13 protein-coding genes and 2 pseudogenes are annotated in these 17,273 nt (G+C 68.3%); 7 read left to right on the top strand and 8 right to left on the bottom strand.

Annotated features, from left to right (window positions below; all coding sequences use genetic code 11):
• Window positions 1-65: 65 nt before the first annotated feature.
• Together A9X03_RS17035 and A9X03_RS17040 are read left to right on the top strand one after the other, a co-directional pair.
• Window positions 66-1,742: pseudogene (locus A9X03_RS17035) on the top strand (NADP-dependent isocitrate dehydrogenase); the annotation flags it as partial.
• A gap of 33 nt (window positions 1,743-1,775) precedes the next feature.
• The gene (locus A9X03_RS17040; RefSeq protein ID WP_067751948.1) at window positions 1,776-3,002 is read left to right on the top strand and encodes an NADP-dependent isocitrate dehydrogenase; all 1,227 of its coding nucleotides are present in this window, start codon (window positions 1,776-1,778) and stop codon (window positions 3,000-3,002) included.
• Here A9X03_RS17040 and A9X03_RS17045 read toward each other — a convergent pair.
• Window positions 2,995-3,792: an alpha/beta fold hydrolase gene (locus A9X03_RS17045; protein ID WP_067751968.1), complete on the bottom strand. Its 798-nt coding sequence runs from the start codon at window positions 3,790-3,792 to the stop codon at window positions 2,995-2,997. The genes A9X03_RS17040 and A9X03_RS17045 overlap by 8 nt on opposite strands.
• Before the next feature lie 246 nt (window positions 3,793-4,038).
• Between A9X03_RS17045 and trpS the strand changes: the two genes are divergently transcribed.
• The 3 genes from trpS to yhjD (A9X03_RS17060) are packed head-to-tail and all read left to right on the top strand — an operon-like array spanning window position 4,039 to window position 7,077.
• Complete coding sequence (gene trpS, locus A9X03_RS17050; protein ID WP_067751945.1) at window positions 4,039-5,058, top strand: tryptophan--tRNA ligase; 1,020 nt, start codon at window positions 4,039-4,041, stop codon at window positions 5,056-5,058.
• 7 nt (window positions 5,059-5,065) lie between these two features.
• Entirely contained in the window at window positions 5,066-6,052 is a 987-nt protein-coding gene (gene yhjD / locus A9X03_RS17055; RefSeq protein WP_068262092.1) for an inner membrane protein YhjD, read from the top strand.
• The gene (yhjD, locus tag A9X03_RS17060; RefSeq protein ID WP_067751939.1) at window positions 6,049-7,077 is read left to right on the top strand and encodes an inner membrane protein YhjD; all 1,029 of its coding nucleotides are present in this window, start codon (window positions 6,049-6,051) and stop codon (window positions 7,075-7,077) included. The genes yhjD (A9X03_RS17055) and yhjD (A9X03_RS17060) overlap by 4 nt, the downstream gene beginning before the upstream one ends.
• Here the strand turns inward: yhjD (A9X03_RS17060) and nagA are convergent.
• The 4 genes from nagA to A9X03_RS17080 all read right to left on the bottom strand — a co-directional run bounded on the left by nagA (window position 7,074) and on the right by A9X03_RS17080 (window position 11,214).
• On the bottom strand, window positions 7,074-8,195 hold the full coding sequence (gene nagA / locus A9X03_RS17065) for an N-acetylglucosamine-6-phosphate deacetylase (protein ID WP_068016674.1): 1,122 nt from the start codon (window positions 8,193-8,195) through the stop codon (window positions 7,074-7,076). The genes yhjD (A9X03_RS17060) and nagA overlap by 4 nt on opposite strands.
• Entirely contained in the window at window positions 8,186-9,535 is a 1,350-nt protein-coding gene (locus tag A9X03_RS17070; RefSeq protein WP_067778842.1) for a sugar porter family MFS transporter, read from the bottom strand. Before A9X03_RS17070 ends, nagA begins: the two co-directional genes overlap by 10 nt.
• 66 nt (window positions 9,536-9,601) lie before the next feature.
• Window positions 9,602-9,940 carry a hypothetical protein gene (locus A9X03_RS17075; RefSeq protein ID WP_067751930.1) on the bottom strand — a complete coding sequence of 113 codons (339 nt, stop codon included), beginning with the start codon at window positions 9,938-9,940 and terminating at the stop codon, window positions 9,602-9,604.
• A 32-nt stretch (window positions 9,941-9,972) separates the two neighbouring features.
• On the bottom strand, window positions 9,973-11,214 hold the full coding sequence (locus A9X03_RS17080; protein WP_067751927.1) for a D-alanyl-D-alanine carboxypeptidase family protein: 1,242 nt from the start codon (window positions 11,212-11,214) through the stop codon (window positions 9,973-9,975).
• 227 nt (window positions 11,215-11,441) lie between these two features.
• Between A9X03_RS17080 and A9X03_RS17085 the strand changes: the two genes are divergently transcribed.
• Window positions 11,442-11,666, top strand: a complete 225-nt coding sequence (locus tag A9X03_RS17085) for a hypothetical protein (RefSeq protein ID WP_067751965.1) — start codon at window positions 11,442-11,444, stop codon at window positions 11,664-11,666.
• Here the strand turns inward: A9X03_RS17085 and A9X03_RS17090 are convergent.
• A pseudogene (locus A9X03_RS17090) lies at window positions 11,663-13,024 on the bottom strand (aspartate aminotransferase family protein); the annotation flags it as partial. The gene A9X03_RS17085 and the pseudogene A9X03_RS17090 overlap by 4 nt on opposite strands.
• 120 nt (window positions 13,025-13,144) lie before the next feature.
• Here A9X03_RS17090 and A9X03_RS17095 point away from each other — a divergent pair.
• Complete coding sequence (locus tag A9X03_RS17095) at window positions 13,145-14,047, top strand: sigma-70 family RNA polymerase sigma factor (protein WP_067887028.1); 903 nt, start codon at window positions 13,145-13,147, stop codon at window positions 14,045-14,047.
• A gap of 20 nt (window positions 14,048-14,067) precedes the next feature.
• Here the strand turns inward: A9X03_RS17095 and A9X03_RS17100 are convergent, their stop codons facing one another.
• Entirely contained in the window at window positions 14,068-16,671 is a 2,604-nt protein-coding gene (locus A9X03_RS17100) for a bifunctional lysylphosphatidylglycerol flippase/synthetase MprF (RefSeq protein ID WP_068262099.1), read from the bottom strand.
• A partial coding sequence (locus tag A9X03_RS17105; protein ID WP_156746581.1) for an alpha/beta hydrolase family protein occupies window positions 16,668-17,273 on the bottom strand: 606 nt, incomplete at its 5' end. The genes A9X03_RS17105 and A9X03_RS17100, both read right to left, overlap by 4 nt.

The raw sequence follows: 17,273 nt of genomic DNA on the forward strand, positions 1-17,273 counted from the left end.
TCTCGTAGGCGTCCTGCATCTGTTCCTCGTAGAACTCGACCAGGGCCTTCTTGCTCATGAACATGGAGTCGATGACGCTGGACCGCGACCGCAACGTGAAGATGGTGCTGGAGACCAAGAGCGGGAAGACCCTCGAGCTCAAGCCCAAGGTGGAGCTGCGCGACGGCGACGTCATCGACTCCATGTTCATGAGCAAGAAGGCCCTGGTCGAGTTCTACGAGGAACAGATGCAGGACGCCTACGAGACCGGCGTGATGTTCTCGCTGCACGTCAAGGCGACGATGATGAAGGTCTCGCACCCGATCGTGTTCGGCCACGCCGTCAAGGTCTTCTACAAGGACGCGTTCGCCAAGCACCAGGAGCTCTTCGACGAGCTCGGTGTCAACGTCAACAACGGATTGGTCGACCTCTACAACAAGATCGAGTCGCTGCCCGCGTCGCTGCACGAGGAGATCATCCGCGACCTGCACGCCTGCCACGAACACCGTCCGGAACTGGCGATGGTCGATTCGGCCAAGGGCATCACCAACTTTCATTCGCCCAGCGACGTGATCGTGGACGCGTCGATGCCGGCGATGATCCGCGCGGGCGGCAAGATGTGGGGCGCCGACGGGCGGCAGAAGGACACCAAGGCCGTCAACCCCGAGTCGACCTTCTCCCGGATCTACCAAGAGATCATCAATTTCTGCAAAACCCACGGCCAGTTCGATCCGACGACGATGGGCACCGTCCCCAACGTCGGTTTGATGGCGCAGCAGGCCGAGGAGTACGGCTCGCACGACAAGACTTTCGAGATCCCCGAAGACGGCGTCGCCAACATCGTCGACCTCGACACCGGGGAGGTGCTGCTCAGCCAGAACGTGGAGGAGGGCGACATCTGGCGGATGCCGATCGTCACCGACGAGGCGATCCGGGACTGGGTCAAGCTGGCCGTCACCCGGGCGCGCAACTCCGGCATGACGGTGGTGTTCTGGCTGGACACGGAACGGCCGCACGAGGTGGAGCTGCGCAAAAAAGTCAAGGCGTACCTGAAGGAACTTGACACCGAGGGCCTGGACATCAACATCATGCCGCAGGTGTGGGCCATGCGGTACACGCTGGAGCGCGCGATGCGCGGGCAGGACACCATCGCCGCGACCGGAAACATCCTGCGCGACTACCTCACCGACCTGTTCCCCATTCTGGAGCTGGGCACCAGCGCCAAGATGCTGTCGATCGTGCCGCTGATGGCCGGCGGCGGCATGTACGAAACCGGGGCGGGCGGTTCGGCGCCCAAGCACGTCCATCAGCTGCTCGAGGAGAACCACCTGCGCTGGGATTCCCTCGGTGAATTCCTCGCTCTGGGAGCGTGTTTCGAAGACATCGGCATCAAGACCGACAACGAGCGCGCCAAGATCCTCGGCAAGACGCTCGACGCCGCGATCGGCAAGCTGCTGGAGAACAACAAGAGCCCGTCGCGCAAGGCCGGGGAGCTCGACAACCGTGGCAGCCAGTTCTACCTGGCGCTGTACTGGGCGCAGGAACTCGCGCAATCCGACGACGAGGAGCTGCGCGAGCACTTCGCCGCGCTGGCCGACGAGTTGGGCCGCAACGAGGACACCATCGTGGCCGAACTCGCCAAGGCACAGGGCGAGACCGTCGACATCGGTGGTTACTACTACCCGGACAGCGAGAAGACGACGGCGGTGATGCGGCCGAGCAAGACGTTGAATGAGGCGCTGGCCGCTTCGCAAAGCTCGTAAGCTTCAAGGGCCGCTAGATAGGGAGTTGACCCGATGTCCACCGACAAGATCAAGGTCAAGGGCCCGGTTGTAGAGCTCGATGGTGACGAGATGACCCGCGTCATCTGGAAGTTCATCAAAGACCTGCTTATCTTGCCGCACCTGGACATCAACCTGGACTACTACGACCTCGGCATCGAGAACCGCGACCGCACCAACGACCAGGTGACCATCGACGCCGCGTACGCCATCAAGAGGCACGGCGTGGGCGTCAAGTGCGCGACCATCACCCCCGACGAGGCCCGTGTCTCCGAGTTCAACCTGAAGAAGATGTGGCTGTCGCCCAACGGCACGATCCGGAACATCCTGGGCGGCACCATCTTCCGCGAGCCCATCGTGATCTCCAACGTGCCGCGCCTGGTGCCCGGCTGGACCAAGCCGATCGTCATCGGTCGGCATGCGTTCGGCGACCAGTACCGGGCGACCAACTTCAAGGTCGACAAACCCGGCACCGTGTCGATCACGTTCACGCCGTCCGACGGCAGCGAGCCGATGGTGCACGAGGTGGTTTCCATTCCCGACGACGGCGGCGTCGTGATGGGGATGTACAACTTCAAGGAATCCGTCCGCGACTTCGCCCGCGCCTCCCTTTCGTACGGCCTGAACGCCAAGTGGCCGGTCTACCTGTCCACGAAGAACACCATCCTCAAGGCCTACGACGGCATGTTCAAGGACGAGTTCCAGCGCATCTACGACGAGGAGTTCAAGGACAAGTTCGAGGCCGAGGGGCTGACCTACGAGCACCGGCTGATCGACGACATGGTGGCCGCCTGCCTCAAGTGGGAGGGCGGGTACGTGTGGGCCTGCAAGAACTACGACGGCGACGTCCAGTCCGACCTCGTCGCGCAGGGCTACGGCTCACTGGGGCTGATGACGTCGGTGCTGATGACCGCCGACGGCAAGACGGTCGAGGCCGAGGCCGCGCACGGCACCGTCACCCGGCACTTCCGCCAGTACCAGGCCGGCAAGCCGACCTCGACGAACCCGATCGCCTCGATCTTCGCCTGGACGCGTGGGCTGGCGCACCGCGGCAAGCTGGACGACACCCCCGAGGTGATCGAGTTCGCGCAGACGCTCGAGGACGTGGTGGTCTCCACGGTCGAGAGCGGGAAGATGACCAAGGACCTGGCCATCCTCATCGGCCCCAAGCAGGAATGGCAGCAGAGCGAGGAGTTCCTGAACTCGATCGCCGAGAACCTGGAAAAGAAGCTGGTCAGCTAGCCGACGGGTTGGCGCCGCGGCTCGCCGCGTTGCACTCGTCGAGGAACGCGATGACCAGTCCCGCGACGCGGTCCGGCGCCTCGAACATCGGGATGTGCCCCACGCCGTCGAGCTCGGTGACCTGGTGGTCGTCGGGCAGGTGGGTGGTGAAATGCCTGCTGAACCGGGGGGCGGGCACGATCCGGTCCTTTTCGCAGATCACCAGGTGCGCCGGGACGGCGTTCTCGGCCAGCTCCTGCAGGCCGTGCAGCAGCAGCGACTTGACCAGCAGCTGGAAGTAGGCGGGGCAGTGGGCGACGTCGTCGATGCAGCCGAGCAGCTGCTCGTCGGTGACCCCGTCGGGCCGCGCGCTGATCGCGTAGGTGGCCAGCTGGCGGCTGAACGGCAGGCGCATCACCTTCGGGCCGAACAGCCAGGCCAGCACCAGCAGCGGAATGCCCAGGATGAACTTGGCGATCACCTCGAACTTCGCCGGGCTCCAACGCGTCCACCCACCGGCCGGGGCGATGCCCATGACGCTGCGCGCCCGCCCGCGCCGCTCGAGTTCGAACGCGACCCAGCCACCCAGCGAGTTGCCCACGATGTGGGCGGTGTCCCAGCCCAGCTCGTCCATCTGCTGTTCCACGTGGTCGGCCAGGACCGCCGAGGACAGGAACCAGGTCCCCGCGGAGGGGCCGCCGTTGTGGCCGGCCATCGTCGGGGCGAACACCTCGTACCGTCCGGTGTCGGCCAGCCGCCGGGCGACGTCCTCCCAGACCGCCTGGGACAGCAGGAACGGGTGCAGCAGCAGGACCGGCTCGCCCGAGCCGAGATGGATCGGTGGCCGCGTCCCCGTGTTGCTGTTGATCCTCTTGCTCCCCATACCGCCGACATTAAATGCGGTACCGCCGGTACCGCAAGCGAGCGCCCGGCCGGCCGGGCGCCGCGCGCTCGCGAGTGTGCGGCTGGCCGCATACTCGGCGACGAGGGTGAAGCCAGCCGCGCACTCGGCGGCGGCGCATGCCCGGCAAGACCCGCGTGAAAAGATCGGTGCATCATGAGCACCGCTACCGGATCCGGCCGGATTTTCTCCGGCGTGCAGCCCACCTCCGACTCGCTCCACCTCGGGAACGCGTTGGGTGCCATCACCCAGTGGGTCGCGCTGCAGGACCAACACGAGTGCTTCTTCTGCGTCGTCGACCTGCACGCCATCACCATTCCCCAGGACCCCGAGGCGCTGCGCCGCCGGACCCTGGTGACGGCGGCCCAGTATCTGGCGCTGGGCATCGACCCCGCCCGCAGCACCATCTTCGTGCAGAGCCACGTGCCCGCCCACTCTCAGCTGGCCTGGGTGCTGGGCTGCTTCACCGGGTTCGGGCAGGCGTCGCGGATGACGCAGTTCAAGGACAAGTCGGCCCGCCAGGGCGGCGACTCCACCACCGTGGGCCTGTTCACCTATCCGGTGCTGCAGGCCGCCGACGTCCTGGCCTACGACGCCGAACTGGTTCCGGTGGGCGAGGACCAGCGCCAGCATCTGGAGCTGGCGCGCGACGTGGCGCAGCGGTTCAACAGCCGGTTCCCCGACACCTTCGTGGTGCCCGATCTGCTGATCCCCAAGGTCACCGCCAAGATCTACGACTTGCAGGACCCGACGTCGAAGATGAGCAAGTCCGCGGCCACCGACGCCGGCTTGATCAACCTGCTCGACGACCCCGCCGCGTCCGCGAAGAAGATTCGTTCGGCGGTCACCGACAGCGAGCGCGAGATCCGCTTCGACACCGAGGCCAAGGCGGGCGTGTCGAACCTGCTGACCATCCAGTCGGCGGTCACCGGCGTGGCCATCGACAAGCTCGTCGAGGGTTACGCAGGACGGGGTTACGGCGACCTGAAGAAGGACACCGCCGAGGCGGTCGTCGAGTTCGTCAGCCCGATCAAGGCGCGCGTCGACGAATTGCTGGCCGACCCAGCCGAATTGGAGGGCGTGCTCGCGGTCGGGGCCGAGCGCGCCGAGGATGTCGCAGGCAAGACCGTTCGGCGGGTCTACGATCGGTTAGGGTTCCTTCCGCAGCGAGGATGAGTTCACCATGAGCGAGCCGGCCAAGGCAGGCCTCCTCGGTCGGCTGCGGGCCCGGCACGGCTGGCTCGACCACGTCATCCGCGCCTTTTTTCACTTCAGGGATTGCAGTGGCAACCTGCTTGCGGCCGGCCTCACCTACTACACGCTTATCGCGTTATTTCCCTTGCTGATGGTCGGTTTCGCGCTGGGTAGCTTCGGATTGTCGCGTCATCCTGAGCTACTGGGCACGATCGACGAACACGTCCGGTCCTGGGTGTCCCCCGAGTTGGGGCAGCACCTGGTCAACCTGATCCATTCGGCGATCGCGGCCCGTGCATCCGTTGGTGTGATCGGGTTGGTAGTCGCGGCCTGGCTGGGCCAAACGTGGATGTATCGCCTCCGGGAGGCGCTGGGCCGAATATGGGAGCACCCAGTGGACTCCGTGGGTTTCGTCCGCACGATACTGTCCGATCTGGCCGCCGTGGTGGGGACGTTGGTAGTGGTCGTGATCACCATGGGACTGTCCGCGCTGGGACACGAGAAGCCAATGCGAGCTGCGCTGAAATTGCTTGGTATACCGGAACTTTCGGTGTTTCACTGGGTATTCCGAGTTATTTCGGTGCTGACGGCGTTCGCGGTGTCGTGGCTGGTGTTCAGCTGGGTGATCGTGCGATTGCCGCGCGAGTCGGTCGGCATCGTCACGTCGATGGAGGCCGGCTTGATTGCGGCCGCCGGGTTCGAGTTGTTCAAGCTGTTGGGATCGCTCTACCTGAAGATCGTGCTGCGCAGCGCCGCCGGGGCCACCTTCGGTCCGGTGCTGGGTTTGTTGGCGTTCGCGTACGTCACCTGGCTCTTGGTGCTGTTCAGTACCGCCTGGGCCGCGACGGCGTGGGACGGCCCCCGCGCCCGGCAGGCAGACCCGCCGGGGATCGTCGCCCCGGGGGTGCAGCCGGCCGCCGACGCGCCGCCACAAGCCGGGATCCCCGCGGTGGCGCGGGGTAAGAACTCCTCATGACCGAACCTGCAAAGCCCGGAATCCTCGACCGGTTGCGGGCCCGGCACGGCTGGCTCGACCACGTCATCCGCGCCTACCAGCGCTTCGACGACCGCAACGGGGGGTTCTTCGCGGCCGGCCTCACCTATTACACGATCTTCGCGTTATTCCCTTTGCTGATGGTGGGTTTCGCGGCCTTCGGGTTCATCCTGGCCCGGCGCCCGGAGCTGCTGAAGACGATCGACGACCATATCCGGTCCCAGGTCACCGGCGCGCTGGGGGACCAGCTGCTGGATCTGATGAACTCCGCGATCGCCGCGCGCACGTCGGTGGGTGTCATCGGCCTGGCCACCGCCGTCTGGGCGGGCCTGGGCTGGATATCGCATCTGCGGCAGGCGCTGACGGAGATGTGGTGGGACGAGCGCATCGAGTCGCCCGGCTTCGTCCACAACAAGTTCTCCGATCTGTTGGCCATGCTCGGGACGTTCGCGGTGATCGTGGCCACCGTCGGCCTGACCACCATTGGCCATGACGCGCCGTTGGCGGCGTTGCTCAAATGGCTCGGCATACCGCAACTCGTGGTGTTCGACTGGTTCTTCTGGCTGCTGTCGATCGTGATCTCGACGGCGGTGTCGTGGTTGTTGTTCGCCTGGATGATCGCCCGGCTGCCGCGCGAGAAGGTCAGCCTGACCGATTCGATGCGGGCCGCGCTGATGGCGGCGGTCGGGTTCGAGATCTTCAAACAGGTGGGATCGCTGTACCTGCGGGCGGTGCTGCGCAGCCCCGCGGGCGCGACGTTCGGCCCGGTGCTGGGTCTGATGGTGTTCGCCTACGTCACCTCATACCTGGTGCTCTTCTGCACGGCGTGGGCGGCGACGGCCTCCGGTCACCCGCGCACCCGCCACGTCGCCCCTCCCGCGCCGGCGATCATCGCCCCCCGTGTGCAGCTCGACGACGGCATCGGCACGCGCCAGACGTTGACCGCGATGGCGATGGGAGCCGTTGGGGCGCTGGCCCTTTCCCGCATCACCCGGCGGCTTCGTTAGCGGCCTACCCGCCAACGGCCGGCGACCATGACCGCCGTAACCCGCAGATCACCGTCCAGCACAACCAGATTCGCGTCATAGCCGGAGCGCAGGAAGCCGATCCGCTCGAGGCCGAGCGCCCGCGCCGGGGTACCCGAGGTCGTCAGCGCCGCGGCGGCCAGCCCCGCACCGGCGTTGACGTTGCGAAAGAGCGCGTCCATCGTGGCGGTGCTGCCCGCGATCGTCGACGTCCCCCGCACCCGTGCCACCCCCGAGACGACGTCGACGGCCACCGCGCCGAGGCGAAACGGCCCGTCCCCACGGCCGGCCGCGGCGATGGCGTCGGTGACAAGGGCGACCCGGTCGGGCCCCGCGGCCGCGATCACCGCGTCCACGACGGCCGGGTGCACGTGCACGCCGTCGGCGATCAGCTCGACGGTGACCCCCGGGTCCCGGAGCAGGGCGAGCGCCGGCCCGGGCTCGCGATGGTGCAGTGGCGGCATCGCGTTGAACAGGTGGGTGCCGACCGTGGCGCCCTGCGCGATGGCGCGTTCGACCTGCTCGTAGGTGGCGTCCGTATGCCCCACCGCCACAACGACTCCGGCGTCGCGGAAGCGGCGGATCGCTTCGTCGGCGCCGGGCAGCTCCGGGGCGAGCGTGACCATCCGGATCGCGCCGCCGCCCGCGGCCAGCGCGGCGTCGACCTCCGCCGGATCCGGGGCGCGCAGGAGCGCGGGGTCGTGCGCCCCGCAGCGGGCCCGGCTCAGCCACGGCCCCTCCAGGTGGATGCCCGCGACGATCCCGTGCCGGGCGGCTTCGGCCAGCGCGCGCACGCCGGCGAGCAACTCCGCCGGCGAGGTGCTCACCAGGCTGGCGAGCGTGGTCGTGGTGCCGTGCCGCAGGTGGAATTCCGCCGCACCGGCGATGCCGTCGCCGTCGGTGTAGGACGCCCCGCCGCCGCCGTGCACGTGCATGTCGATGAAACCGGGGACCACGGCCCCATCGGGGAAGGCGTCGTCGGCCGGGCGGGGCGGGGCCCCGGCGCCGCACGCCACGATCCGCGGCCCGTCCGTCTCGAGCCATCCCGGCCGGCGGACCCATCCGTCGAGCACCATCGTGCCCGCGGCGATCAGTCCCATCGGCCGCCGTTTTCCCAGAAGTAGCGGATCTCCTCGAGTTGGCGGCCCTTGGTCTCCGGCGCGTACCGGTAGACCACGACGAACGCGACCGCAGCCAGGGACGCGAACACCGCGAAAGTTCCCGCGCCGCCGAGGGAATGGAGCATGGTGAGGAAGACGGCGGCGACGATCGCGTTGGCCACCAGGTTCGAGGTCAGCATCGTGCTCGACCCGATGGAGCGCAGCCGGGACGGGAAGCTCTCGCTGGCGTACACCCAGCCCAGGGAGCCGAAGCCCATCGTGTAGCCGAAGATGAACAGCACGATGCCGGCGAATCCGAGGACCGCGCCGCCGATGCCCCGCCCGAACACGGCCATCAGCACGACGTCGGCGGCGATCATCATGGCGATGCCGGACAACAGGATTGGGCGCCGGCCCAGCCGGTCGACCAGCAGCAGCGACGCGCCCACGGCCGCCAGCCCGGCGACCTGAACCAGGGCCGGCAGCGCCAGCAGCGCGAAATTTCCGGTGAAGCCCATGGCCTGGAAGATCCGCGGGCTGTAATAGATGATCGCGTTGATGCCGGTGATCTGGATCAGAAAGCCGAGCGTGATCACGAAAGCGGTGGCGCGCGAATACGGCGGCCGCAGCATCTCCGACCAGCCGCCCTTGTGACCGCGGGAGCCCTCGCCGAGCGCGCGGCCGATCTCGGCGAGTTCCTCGTCGACGCGGGCGTTGGGCTCCACGCGCAGCAGCGCCCGGCGGGCCTCCTCGAGGCGGCCCTTGAGCACGTACCACCGCGCCGTGTCGGGCGCGCGAATCAGCAACGGCAGCAACACGATGGCGGGCACGGCGGCCAGTCCCAGCATCCAGCGCCAGCTGTGCGACCCGGCCAGCAGGTAGCCGGTCAGGTAGCCGACGATGAGCCCGCTGACGATGGCAAGCTGGTAGGCCGTCAGCAGCGAGCCGCGCACCGCGGTCGGGGCGGACTCCGCCACGTACACCGGCACCACCACCACCGCCACGCCCAGCGTCAGGCCCAACAGGAGCCGGGCCGTCAACAGCATCGGCAGGGACACCGACAGCGCGCCCAGCAGAGCGAACACCGCGTAGGCGACCAGGAGCAGCACCACCGACTTCTTCCGCCCGATCGCGTTCGCCAGCACGCCCGCGCCGAGCGCCCCGGCGATCTGCCCGATCACCACCATCGTCGTCAGCAGTTCTTGTTGCCGCGTGGACAGCCCAAAGTCCTCGGTGACGTACAGCTGCGCGCCGGCGATGATGGACAGGTCGTAGCCGTAGATCAGGCCCACGCTCGCGGCGGTCAGCGCGACCGCCAGGCCGCGCCGGGCGTTGGTCATCTGGGTGAGTTTAGTGTCGCCGCCGACGGGATCGACGCACTCGCCGTCGGCGCTGTCAGCTAATCGCTATGGGGACTTCGCAGTCCGCAGCCGATCGCGCAGCACCTCGATGACACGCTCGGGGTCGTCGGGGCTGATGCACGGCCGCACCCGGCGCCCGAGGTGGAGCACCAGAAGCGTTCGCTTGCGGCCCCGGCGGACGTCCAGCGGGAACCAGTACCGCGGGTCGCCCGCGCCCCAGATCCGGCCTTTGCCGCTGTTCCACGTCATCTGCTCGGCCTTGACGCCCTGGATCCTGCCGTACGGGATGCGCTTCGGGTTGGCAAACGGGAAGTAGTAGCGCCGGATGGTGATGCCGTCCTCGTCGAGCCGGAGGCCGGGGTCCTCATACAAGGCTTCGCTCATCCGCAAGACGGTGCCACAGCAAACTTCTACGGTCAACGATGCTGTGGCCGGCGGTTCATCGCGCGCGCCACCATGATCAGACTGAACACGATGATCGTTCCGATGACGGCGACGCCCACCCGGATCGGCAGCGCGTCCGCGGAGGGAATCAGCCCGGCTGCCTCGGCGCCGTTGGCCTGCCGGTCGGCGGCGCTGTCGCGTTTGGCGGGCGCCAGCGAGGGGTCGGGTTCGATGAGGTTGCCGACCTGGGTGCCCTGTGGCGTGCTGAAGCCGTAGTCCAGCAGGTGCGCGGCCTGCTCCCACGGGGCGATCGGCACCCGCGTCCCGTGCAGCAACACCGCCATCAAGCGTCGCCCGTTGTGGTTGGCGGCGCCCACGAACGTCTGGCCGGCGTCGTCGGTGTAGCCGGTCTTGCCGCCCAAGGCGCCCGGGTACTTGTAGAGCAGCTGGTTGTCGTTCTCCAGTTCGTAGCCGGGATGGTCGCCGTGGCCGGGGAAGTCGAACGTCCGCGTCGCGACGATGTCGGCGAAGGTCGGGTTCTGCCAGGCGTAGCGGTAGAACAGGCCGATGTCGTAGGCCGACGTGCTCATGCCGGGCCCGTCCAGCCCCGACGGCGTGGCCACCCGGGTGTCCTTGCCGCCGAGCTTGGCGGCCAGCACGTTGATCTTCTCCACGGCTTGCTGCATGCCGCCGAGCTGCATGGCCAGCGCGTGCGCGGCGTCGTTCCCGGAGTGCATCAGCAGGCCGTGCAGCAACTGGTTGACGGTGAAGACCCCCCCTTCCTCGACGCCGACCTTGGTGCCCTCGGCGGCCGCGTCGTCGGCGGTGCCGGGCACCGACTTGTTCAGGTTGAGCGCGTTGATGGACGCCATCGCGATCAGCACCTTGATGATGCTGGCGGGCCGGTGCCGGCCGTGCGGGTCCTTGGCCGCGACCACCGCGCCGCTGTCCAGGTCCGCCACCAGCCACGCGTCGGCGGAGACGTCGGTCGGCAGCGGTGGCGTATCGGGCGCGGCGACGATGCCGCAGCTGCTCAGCGCCTCGCCGCCAACCGGCTTCGGCGGCACGGCCAGCGGGATCGGCGGATCACCGGCTTGCGGGACCTCCGACGAGTCGACCGCGGGCGGGGTGTTCACCTTGAAGGGGCAGTTGGCGGTGGCGGCGTTGGGCTCGGCGCCGGGCTCGGCACTCGCGATCGGCGCGGCGACGGCAACCGGAGCGGCGGCCACGAAAAGGGCCGCTGCCAGGCATGACGCGGGGCGTAGGAAGTCCATTGCCTGTGCACATTAGGCGATCGCGGGCGCGATTCGAGGGAGCCGCGCTGTGACTGGTGAGACGGAAGTTGCGACGCCGTCGGGCGGCGGCAACGCGGGGGAGCCACTACGCTGAGCATGCCGCCACCGTGGCGGCGCCGAATCTTCCGCCGAACCGCGAGGGCCAAGACATTCCCAACGATCGATTCTCGTTTCGTCGGCGGCGCAAGAGCGACGCTCCGCGGTCGCTGCAACAACTGCTCAGGGAGGTCGAGAAGGCGTCGCAGGTCCGGCGCTCCGGCCTGGAAAGTGTGCTGATCGAACTGCAGCACCATCGAGACGCGACGCCCGACGCCGGCCTGCGCGAGGCGCTCACCTGGCTGTGCAACGCGGTGTCGCGGATGGTCAGCAACCCGAACGCCGCGCATTCGCGTGAGGTGCTGATCGCCGCCGACGCGGTGAAGCGCGTCTAAAGCTTTCCAGGCACCTCGCCGAGCACGCCGCGCAGGATGGATTCGATGGTGTCGAATTCGGCCTGACCGCTGATCAGCGGCGGCGCCACCTGAACCACCGGATCGCCGCGATCGTCGGCGCGGCAGTACAGGCCCGCCTCGAAGAGCGCCGGCGACACGAAGCCGTGCAGCACCCGTTCGCACTCTTGCGCGCTGAACGTTTCCTTGGTCGCCTTGTCCTTCACCAGCTCGATGCCGTAGAAGAACCCCTCGCCGCGGACGTCGCCGACGATGGGCAGGTCGTAGAGCTTCTCCAGCGTGGCGCGGAAGGCCGACGCGTGCTTCCTGACGTGGTCGTTGAGGCCCTCACGCTCGAAGATGTCGAGGTTGGCCAGCCCCACTGCCGTCGAAACCGGATGTCCGCCAAAGGTATAGCCGTGCGGGAAGACGGTGGCGCCGTCGTTGAACGGTTCGAACAGCCGCTCGTCGGCGATCATCGCGCCCAGCGGCGAGTAGCCCGACGTCAGGCCCTTGGCGCAAGTGATCATGTCGGGCACGTAACCGAGGTCGTCGCAGGCGAACATCGACCCGATCCGGCCGAACGCGCAGATCACCTCGTCGGACACCAGCAGCACGTCGTAGGAGTCGCAGATTTCGCGCACCCGCTCGAAATAGCCCGGCGGAGGGGGAATGGCGCCGCCCGCGTTCTGCACCGGCTCCAGGAACACCGCGGCGACGGTCTCGGGGCCCTCGAACTCGATGGCCTCCGCGATCCGGTCGGCGGCCCACCGCCCGAAGCCCTTGGGGTCGTTGGCAAACGGCTCGGGCGCGCGGTAGAAGTTCGTGTTGGGCACCCGGAAGCCACCCGGTGTCACGGGTTCGAAGGGCGCCTTGTACGCGGGCAGGCCGGTGATCGCCAGGGCTCCCTGGGTGGTGCCGTGGTAGGCGATCGACCGCGAAATCACCTTGTGCTTACCGGGTTTGCCGGTCAGCTTGAAATACTGCTTGGCCAGTTTCCACGCGGTCTCCACGGCCTCCGTCCCGCCGGTGGTGAAGAACACCCGGTTGAGCCCGCCCGGGGCATAGCCTGCGAGGCGCTCGGCGAGCTCGATTGCGGTCGGGGTGGCATAGCCCCAAAGCGGGAAGTACGCCAGTGTGCTCGCCTGCCGGGCGGCGACCTCGGCGAGTTCGGTGCGACCGTGGCCGACCTGAACGGTGAACAGCCCCGACAGCGCGTCGACGTAGCTTTTGCCCCGGTCGTCGAAGATGGTCACGCCCTCGCCGCGGACGATGATGGGCGGCGTGATGCCGGCGCCGTGCCGGGCGAAGTGCAGCCACAGGTGCTCTGTCATGGTGTCTGTGAGACTAGCCGCCGGCTCTGATGGCGTGGCTCCTTACTCGCGCCGTTTCGGCGCTCGCCGTCGCCGCGCTGGATTTGATGGCGTGGCTCCTTACTCGCGCCGTTTCGGCGCTCGCCGTCGCCGCGCTAGGCTCGCGATATGACCGGGACCGAACAGGTCTCACAATTCGAAGCCCTGCGACCCCACCTGATGGCGGTCGCCTACCGGCTCACCGGCACGGTCGCCGACGCCGAGGACATCGTGCAGGAGGCGTGGCTGCGCTGGGACCGGCAGGGTGCCGAAATCACCGACCTGCGGGCCTGGCTGACCACGGTGGTGAGCCGGCTGGGCCTGGACAAGTTGCGCTCGGCCGCGCACCGGCGCGAGACCTACACCGGGAACTGGCTGCCGGAGCCGGTGGTGACCGGCTTCGACCGGGCGGACCCGCTCTCGGCGGTCGTTTCCCGCGAGGACGCCCGGTTCGCGGCGATGGTGGTGCTGGAGCGGCTGTCGCCCGATCAGCGGGTGGCCTTCGTGCTGCACGACGGGTTCGCGGTGCCGTTCGCGGAGATCGCCGAGGTGCTCGGCATCAGCGAGGCCGCCGCGAGGCAGCTGGCGTCGCGGGCCCGCAAGGCCGTCAGCGCGGCCCCGCCGCCCAGGCCCGACCCCTCGCACGACGAGGTGGTCGGCCGGCTGATGGCCGCGATGGCCGCCGGCGACCTGGACACCGTGGTCTCGCTGCTGCATCCCGATGTCACCTTCACCGGCGATTCGAACGGCAAGGCGCCCACGGCCGTTCAGACCATCCGCGGCCCGGACAAGGTGGTCCGGTTCATGCTGGGCCTGGCGCAGCGGTACGGCCCGGGGATGTTCACCTCGTACGAGCTGGGGCTGGTCAACGGCGAGCTCGGCATCTACACCGCCGGCCGCGCTGCTGCCGACGGGTATCGGGAGATGTTGCCGCGGATCATGGCGGTGACGGTGCGCGACGGAAAGGTCAGCGCGCTCTGGGATATCGCCAACCCGGACAAGTTCGGCGGCTCTCCGCTGCGCCGGCCCTGACACCCGACCAGCGGGCGTGACTATCTTCGGGCGAGCTTGCGCGCCAGCCGAATCCCCTGGCGCGCGGTGAGGTGCGGTAGGTAAGCGCGGCTGATCGCGTTGGCGATCGCGGGCAGCGTCGACGGGTCACGGTAGGCCATGTACAGGGGCCGGTACTCGGGCTGGAACTTGGCCTTGAAGCTGAGCAGCGAGCGAAACCCGTACACCGGCTCGAGCGCTTTGCCGGTGACATCGAGGATGCGGTCGAGCGCCGTGACCTCGTTGCCCCGCGCCAGCCGGGCCAGCGGGGCCCCGGAGAGGCTGAGGAACTCCGCGCCCTCCTCCCGAAAGCTCTGTGCCGCAGAGGCAATCAAGAACTCCATCACGCCCTTGAAGGGACTGCTGCCTCGCCTGCGCATGAAGTCCAGCGTCCAGCCGACCGTTTGCCCGTCCCGGTAGACCGGCAACCAGCTGGTGATGCCGTGCACGATCCACTGCTCGTCCACGGCGATCAGGCAGCGCACGGTCGGGTCGTCGAGCTCGTCCAAACCGCCCAGCGTCCAACCCATCTCGGGCATGCCCTTGTCGGCCACCCACTCCTCGGAGATCACCCGCACCTGGTCGCGTATCGACAGCGGCGCCTCCGGGTAGCTCGTCCACTCGGCGCGGATGCCCTCTTTGGCCGCCTTGTTCAGCGCGGTGCGAATGTCTTGCCACTTCTTGCCTTTGAACTCCAGCTCGGCCAACGGCACCACGGTGTCCTCGGCCACCTGCACCGCGTACCACCCCAGCTCCACCGCGCGGTCGCGGACGTCCTCGGTGATGCTGTACATGCACGCCGTCCAGCCGTTGCGGTCGCAGAACCGCTCGAAGCCACGTAGCGCGTCCGCCCGCGCACCCGGATCGCCCAGCGGGCCCCCGGTGGTCAGCGCCACGGCGGCGACAACGCGGTAGGCGAATGCCGCGTGCCCGTCCTCGGTGAACCAGTACACGTTGCCCGGCCAGGTGCTCATGTAGGCCAGCGACGATCCGCTGTTGGCCACCATCAGGTTCCGCGCCCGGGTCCGTGCCTCGTCGTCGACGACGACGCTGGCCCGCCAGAAGCTGACCAGCAGGCCGGCCAGCAGCATCACCCAGAACACGGCGCCGCAGAACTCCCATGCCAGCAGCGCAAGCCCGCTGTTGGGCAGGAACTTTGCGCTGTGCGCCAGTTCGTAGGCCGGCGGCAGATAGCGGGTCGGCAGATCGGAGATCAGCTGAGAAAGGTTGGGCGGGGGGTCGAATTCCTTGCGCTCCCAATAGGCGATCAACAGGTAGCCGCCGGCGGTGAGCGCGGCGGTGGCGGCCAGACCCAGCCCCAGCCGCAGATAGGTGGCCCGTGGTGCGGTCACCGTGAACAACGGCCGGGTGAACAGCAACAACGCGATCATCAGGCAGGGGACCACGATCGGCGCGATGAGAATCAACGTGTCGTGGGCGAACGAATAGGTGTCGTCCGCGTCGTGCACGACGGATCCCGCGTCGGCCGCATCGCGGGTCCACAGCACGGCGAACCAGGCGCTGCCCGCGACCAGGGCGGCGTTGAGCAGTAGCGCCAGCCACCACGCGAAGCGGCGCCCGCGGCGCAACCCGACCGCGGCCGCCAGCAACAGCAGCGCCGGGCCCACCGAGGTGATCGCCGAGCCCACACCCGTCCCCAAGGTCTGCGAGACCGCCAGCCGGCACGCTTCACTCAACCCGGGGTCGGCGCACAGCTGATGCATGCGCTCGCTGTCCTCGGCGGGCGAGGCGAACAGCGATTGCAAGATCCGCAGCGGGCCGTAGCCGGGGTAGGCGAGCCAGGCGCCGGTGGAACCGAGCAGGGTCAGCAGCGGGCCGAACGCCGTGGCCGCGACCACGGTGCCCACCAGCACCCTGGACTCCGAGCGTGAGGGCGGCGAGACGGCGGCGCGCGCTTCCGAGCGGTAGAGCAGCCAGCCCAGCAGCAGTCCGACCACCGCGCCGAAAACCCGCAAGACGTCGAGCAGGGTGCCCGAATACAGCGCGAACACCACTACGCCGCTGAACATCACCAATCGCAGCCGGCGTCGCCAGAGCGCCGACAGCTTGAACGTCATCACCACGGCGAGGCAGACCAGCGCCGGCGTGGTGCCGACCGCGACCTCCTTGTCGAGGTTGGTCAACCACGAGTCACCGGTGTGTGCCAGCAGCGCGACGGCACCGACGCCGAGCAGGCTGCTCAGCACCTGGCCGGTCACCAGGAACAGCGCGGTCCGGCGAGGACCGAGCAACCGTTCGGCGGAAACGCCCACGGCCAGGGTGAACAGCGTGGCGACCACGTAGGCGGCCAGCGACACGTTCCACAGCCCGGCGGTGAACGGGGTCCACCAGAAGCCGCGCTCCAGCTGGGACGTGCCGACGGCGACTTTCGAAACGAGGCCGTGGGGCATGCCCGGCGAGTTCTCGGTGTTGTTCGACCACACCGACCACGCGTGGGTGATCGCGCCGAGCACCCACAGCGCGACGACCAGCCCGACGGTTACCGGCGACTGCCGCAGCAGCGCGAGCGCCCGCCGCGCGTTGTGCTTCACGACGGCGCGCTTGTCGAGCACCGCGGTCGGTGCGTCGAGCACCGCGGCGGTCATTGGGTCAGCCCCGTGCGCGTCGCCAGCCAGGGAATCGCCGCTTCGAACGAGGCCCGGAACACGGCGAAGGTGTGCCCCCCGGGAAATTCCTGCCACTGCGCCTTCATGCCGGCCTGCCGGCAGGCCTCGTAGATCTCCCGCTGCTGGGGGTTGTAGACCCGGTCGTCGGAGCCCGCCGTGATCAGCGCGTTGGTGTCGGGATACTGCCGCTTGGCCATGATGTCCTTCGGTGTGACGTTGTTGTAGGCGGCCTCGTCGCCGTTGAACAACTTGGCGACGATTTCGGCGTGGCTGGTCAGGATCGGCTCGCGCTGCCCGGACATGTCCACCAGGTTCGGAAAGGTCTCGGGGGCGCGAAGGGCCACCAGCAGCGAGCAGGTTCCTCCCGACGACAGGCCGCCGACGCCCCACTGCCGGTGGTCCCGGCTCACTTGCAGGTTCGCCGACACCCAGCGCGGAAGGTCCTCGGCGAGGTAGGTCTGCGGCCTGCCCCAGGCGGAGTCGACGCAGCTGGGATTGTTTTCCGCGACGCCCTGTTGGTCGGCCATCACCACCACCGGGGCCAGCCCCTTGTGCTGCGCGGCGAACTGGCCGAGCGCGTC

This window comes from Mycobacterium sp. E1715 (genome assembly GCF_001667625.1).
GTDB lineage: Bacteria > Actinomycetota > Actinomycetes > Mycobacteriales > Mycobacteriaceae > Mycobacterium.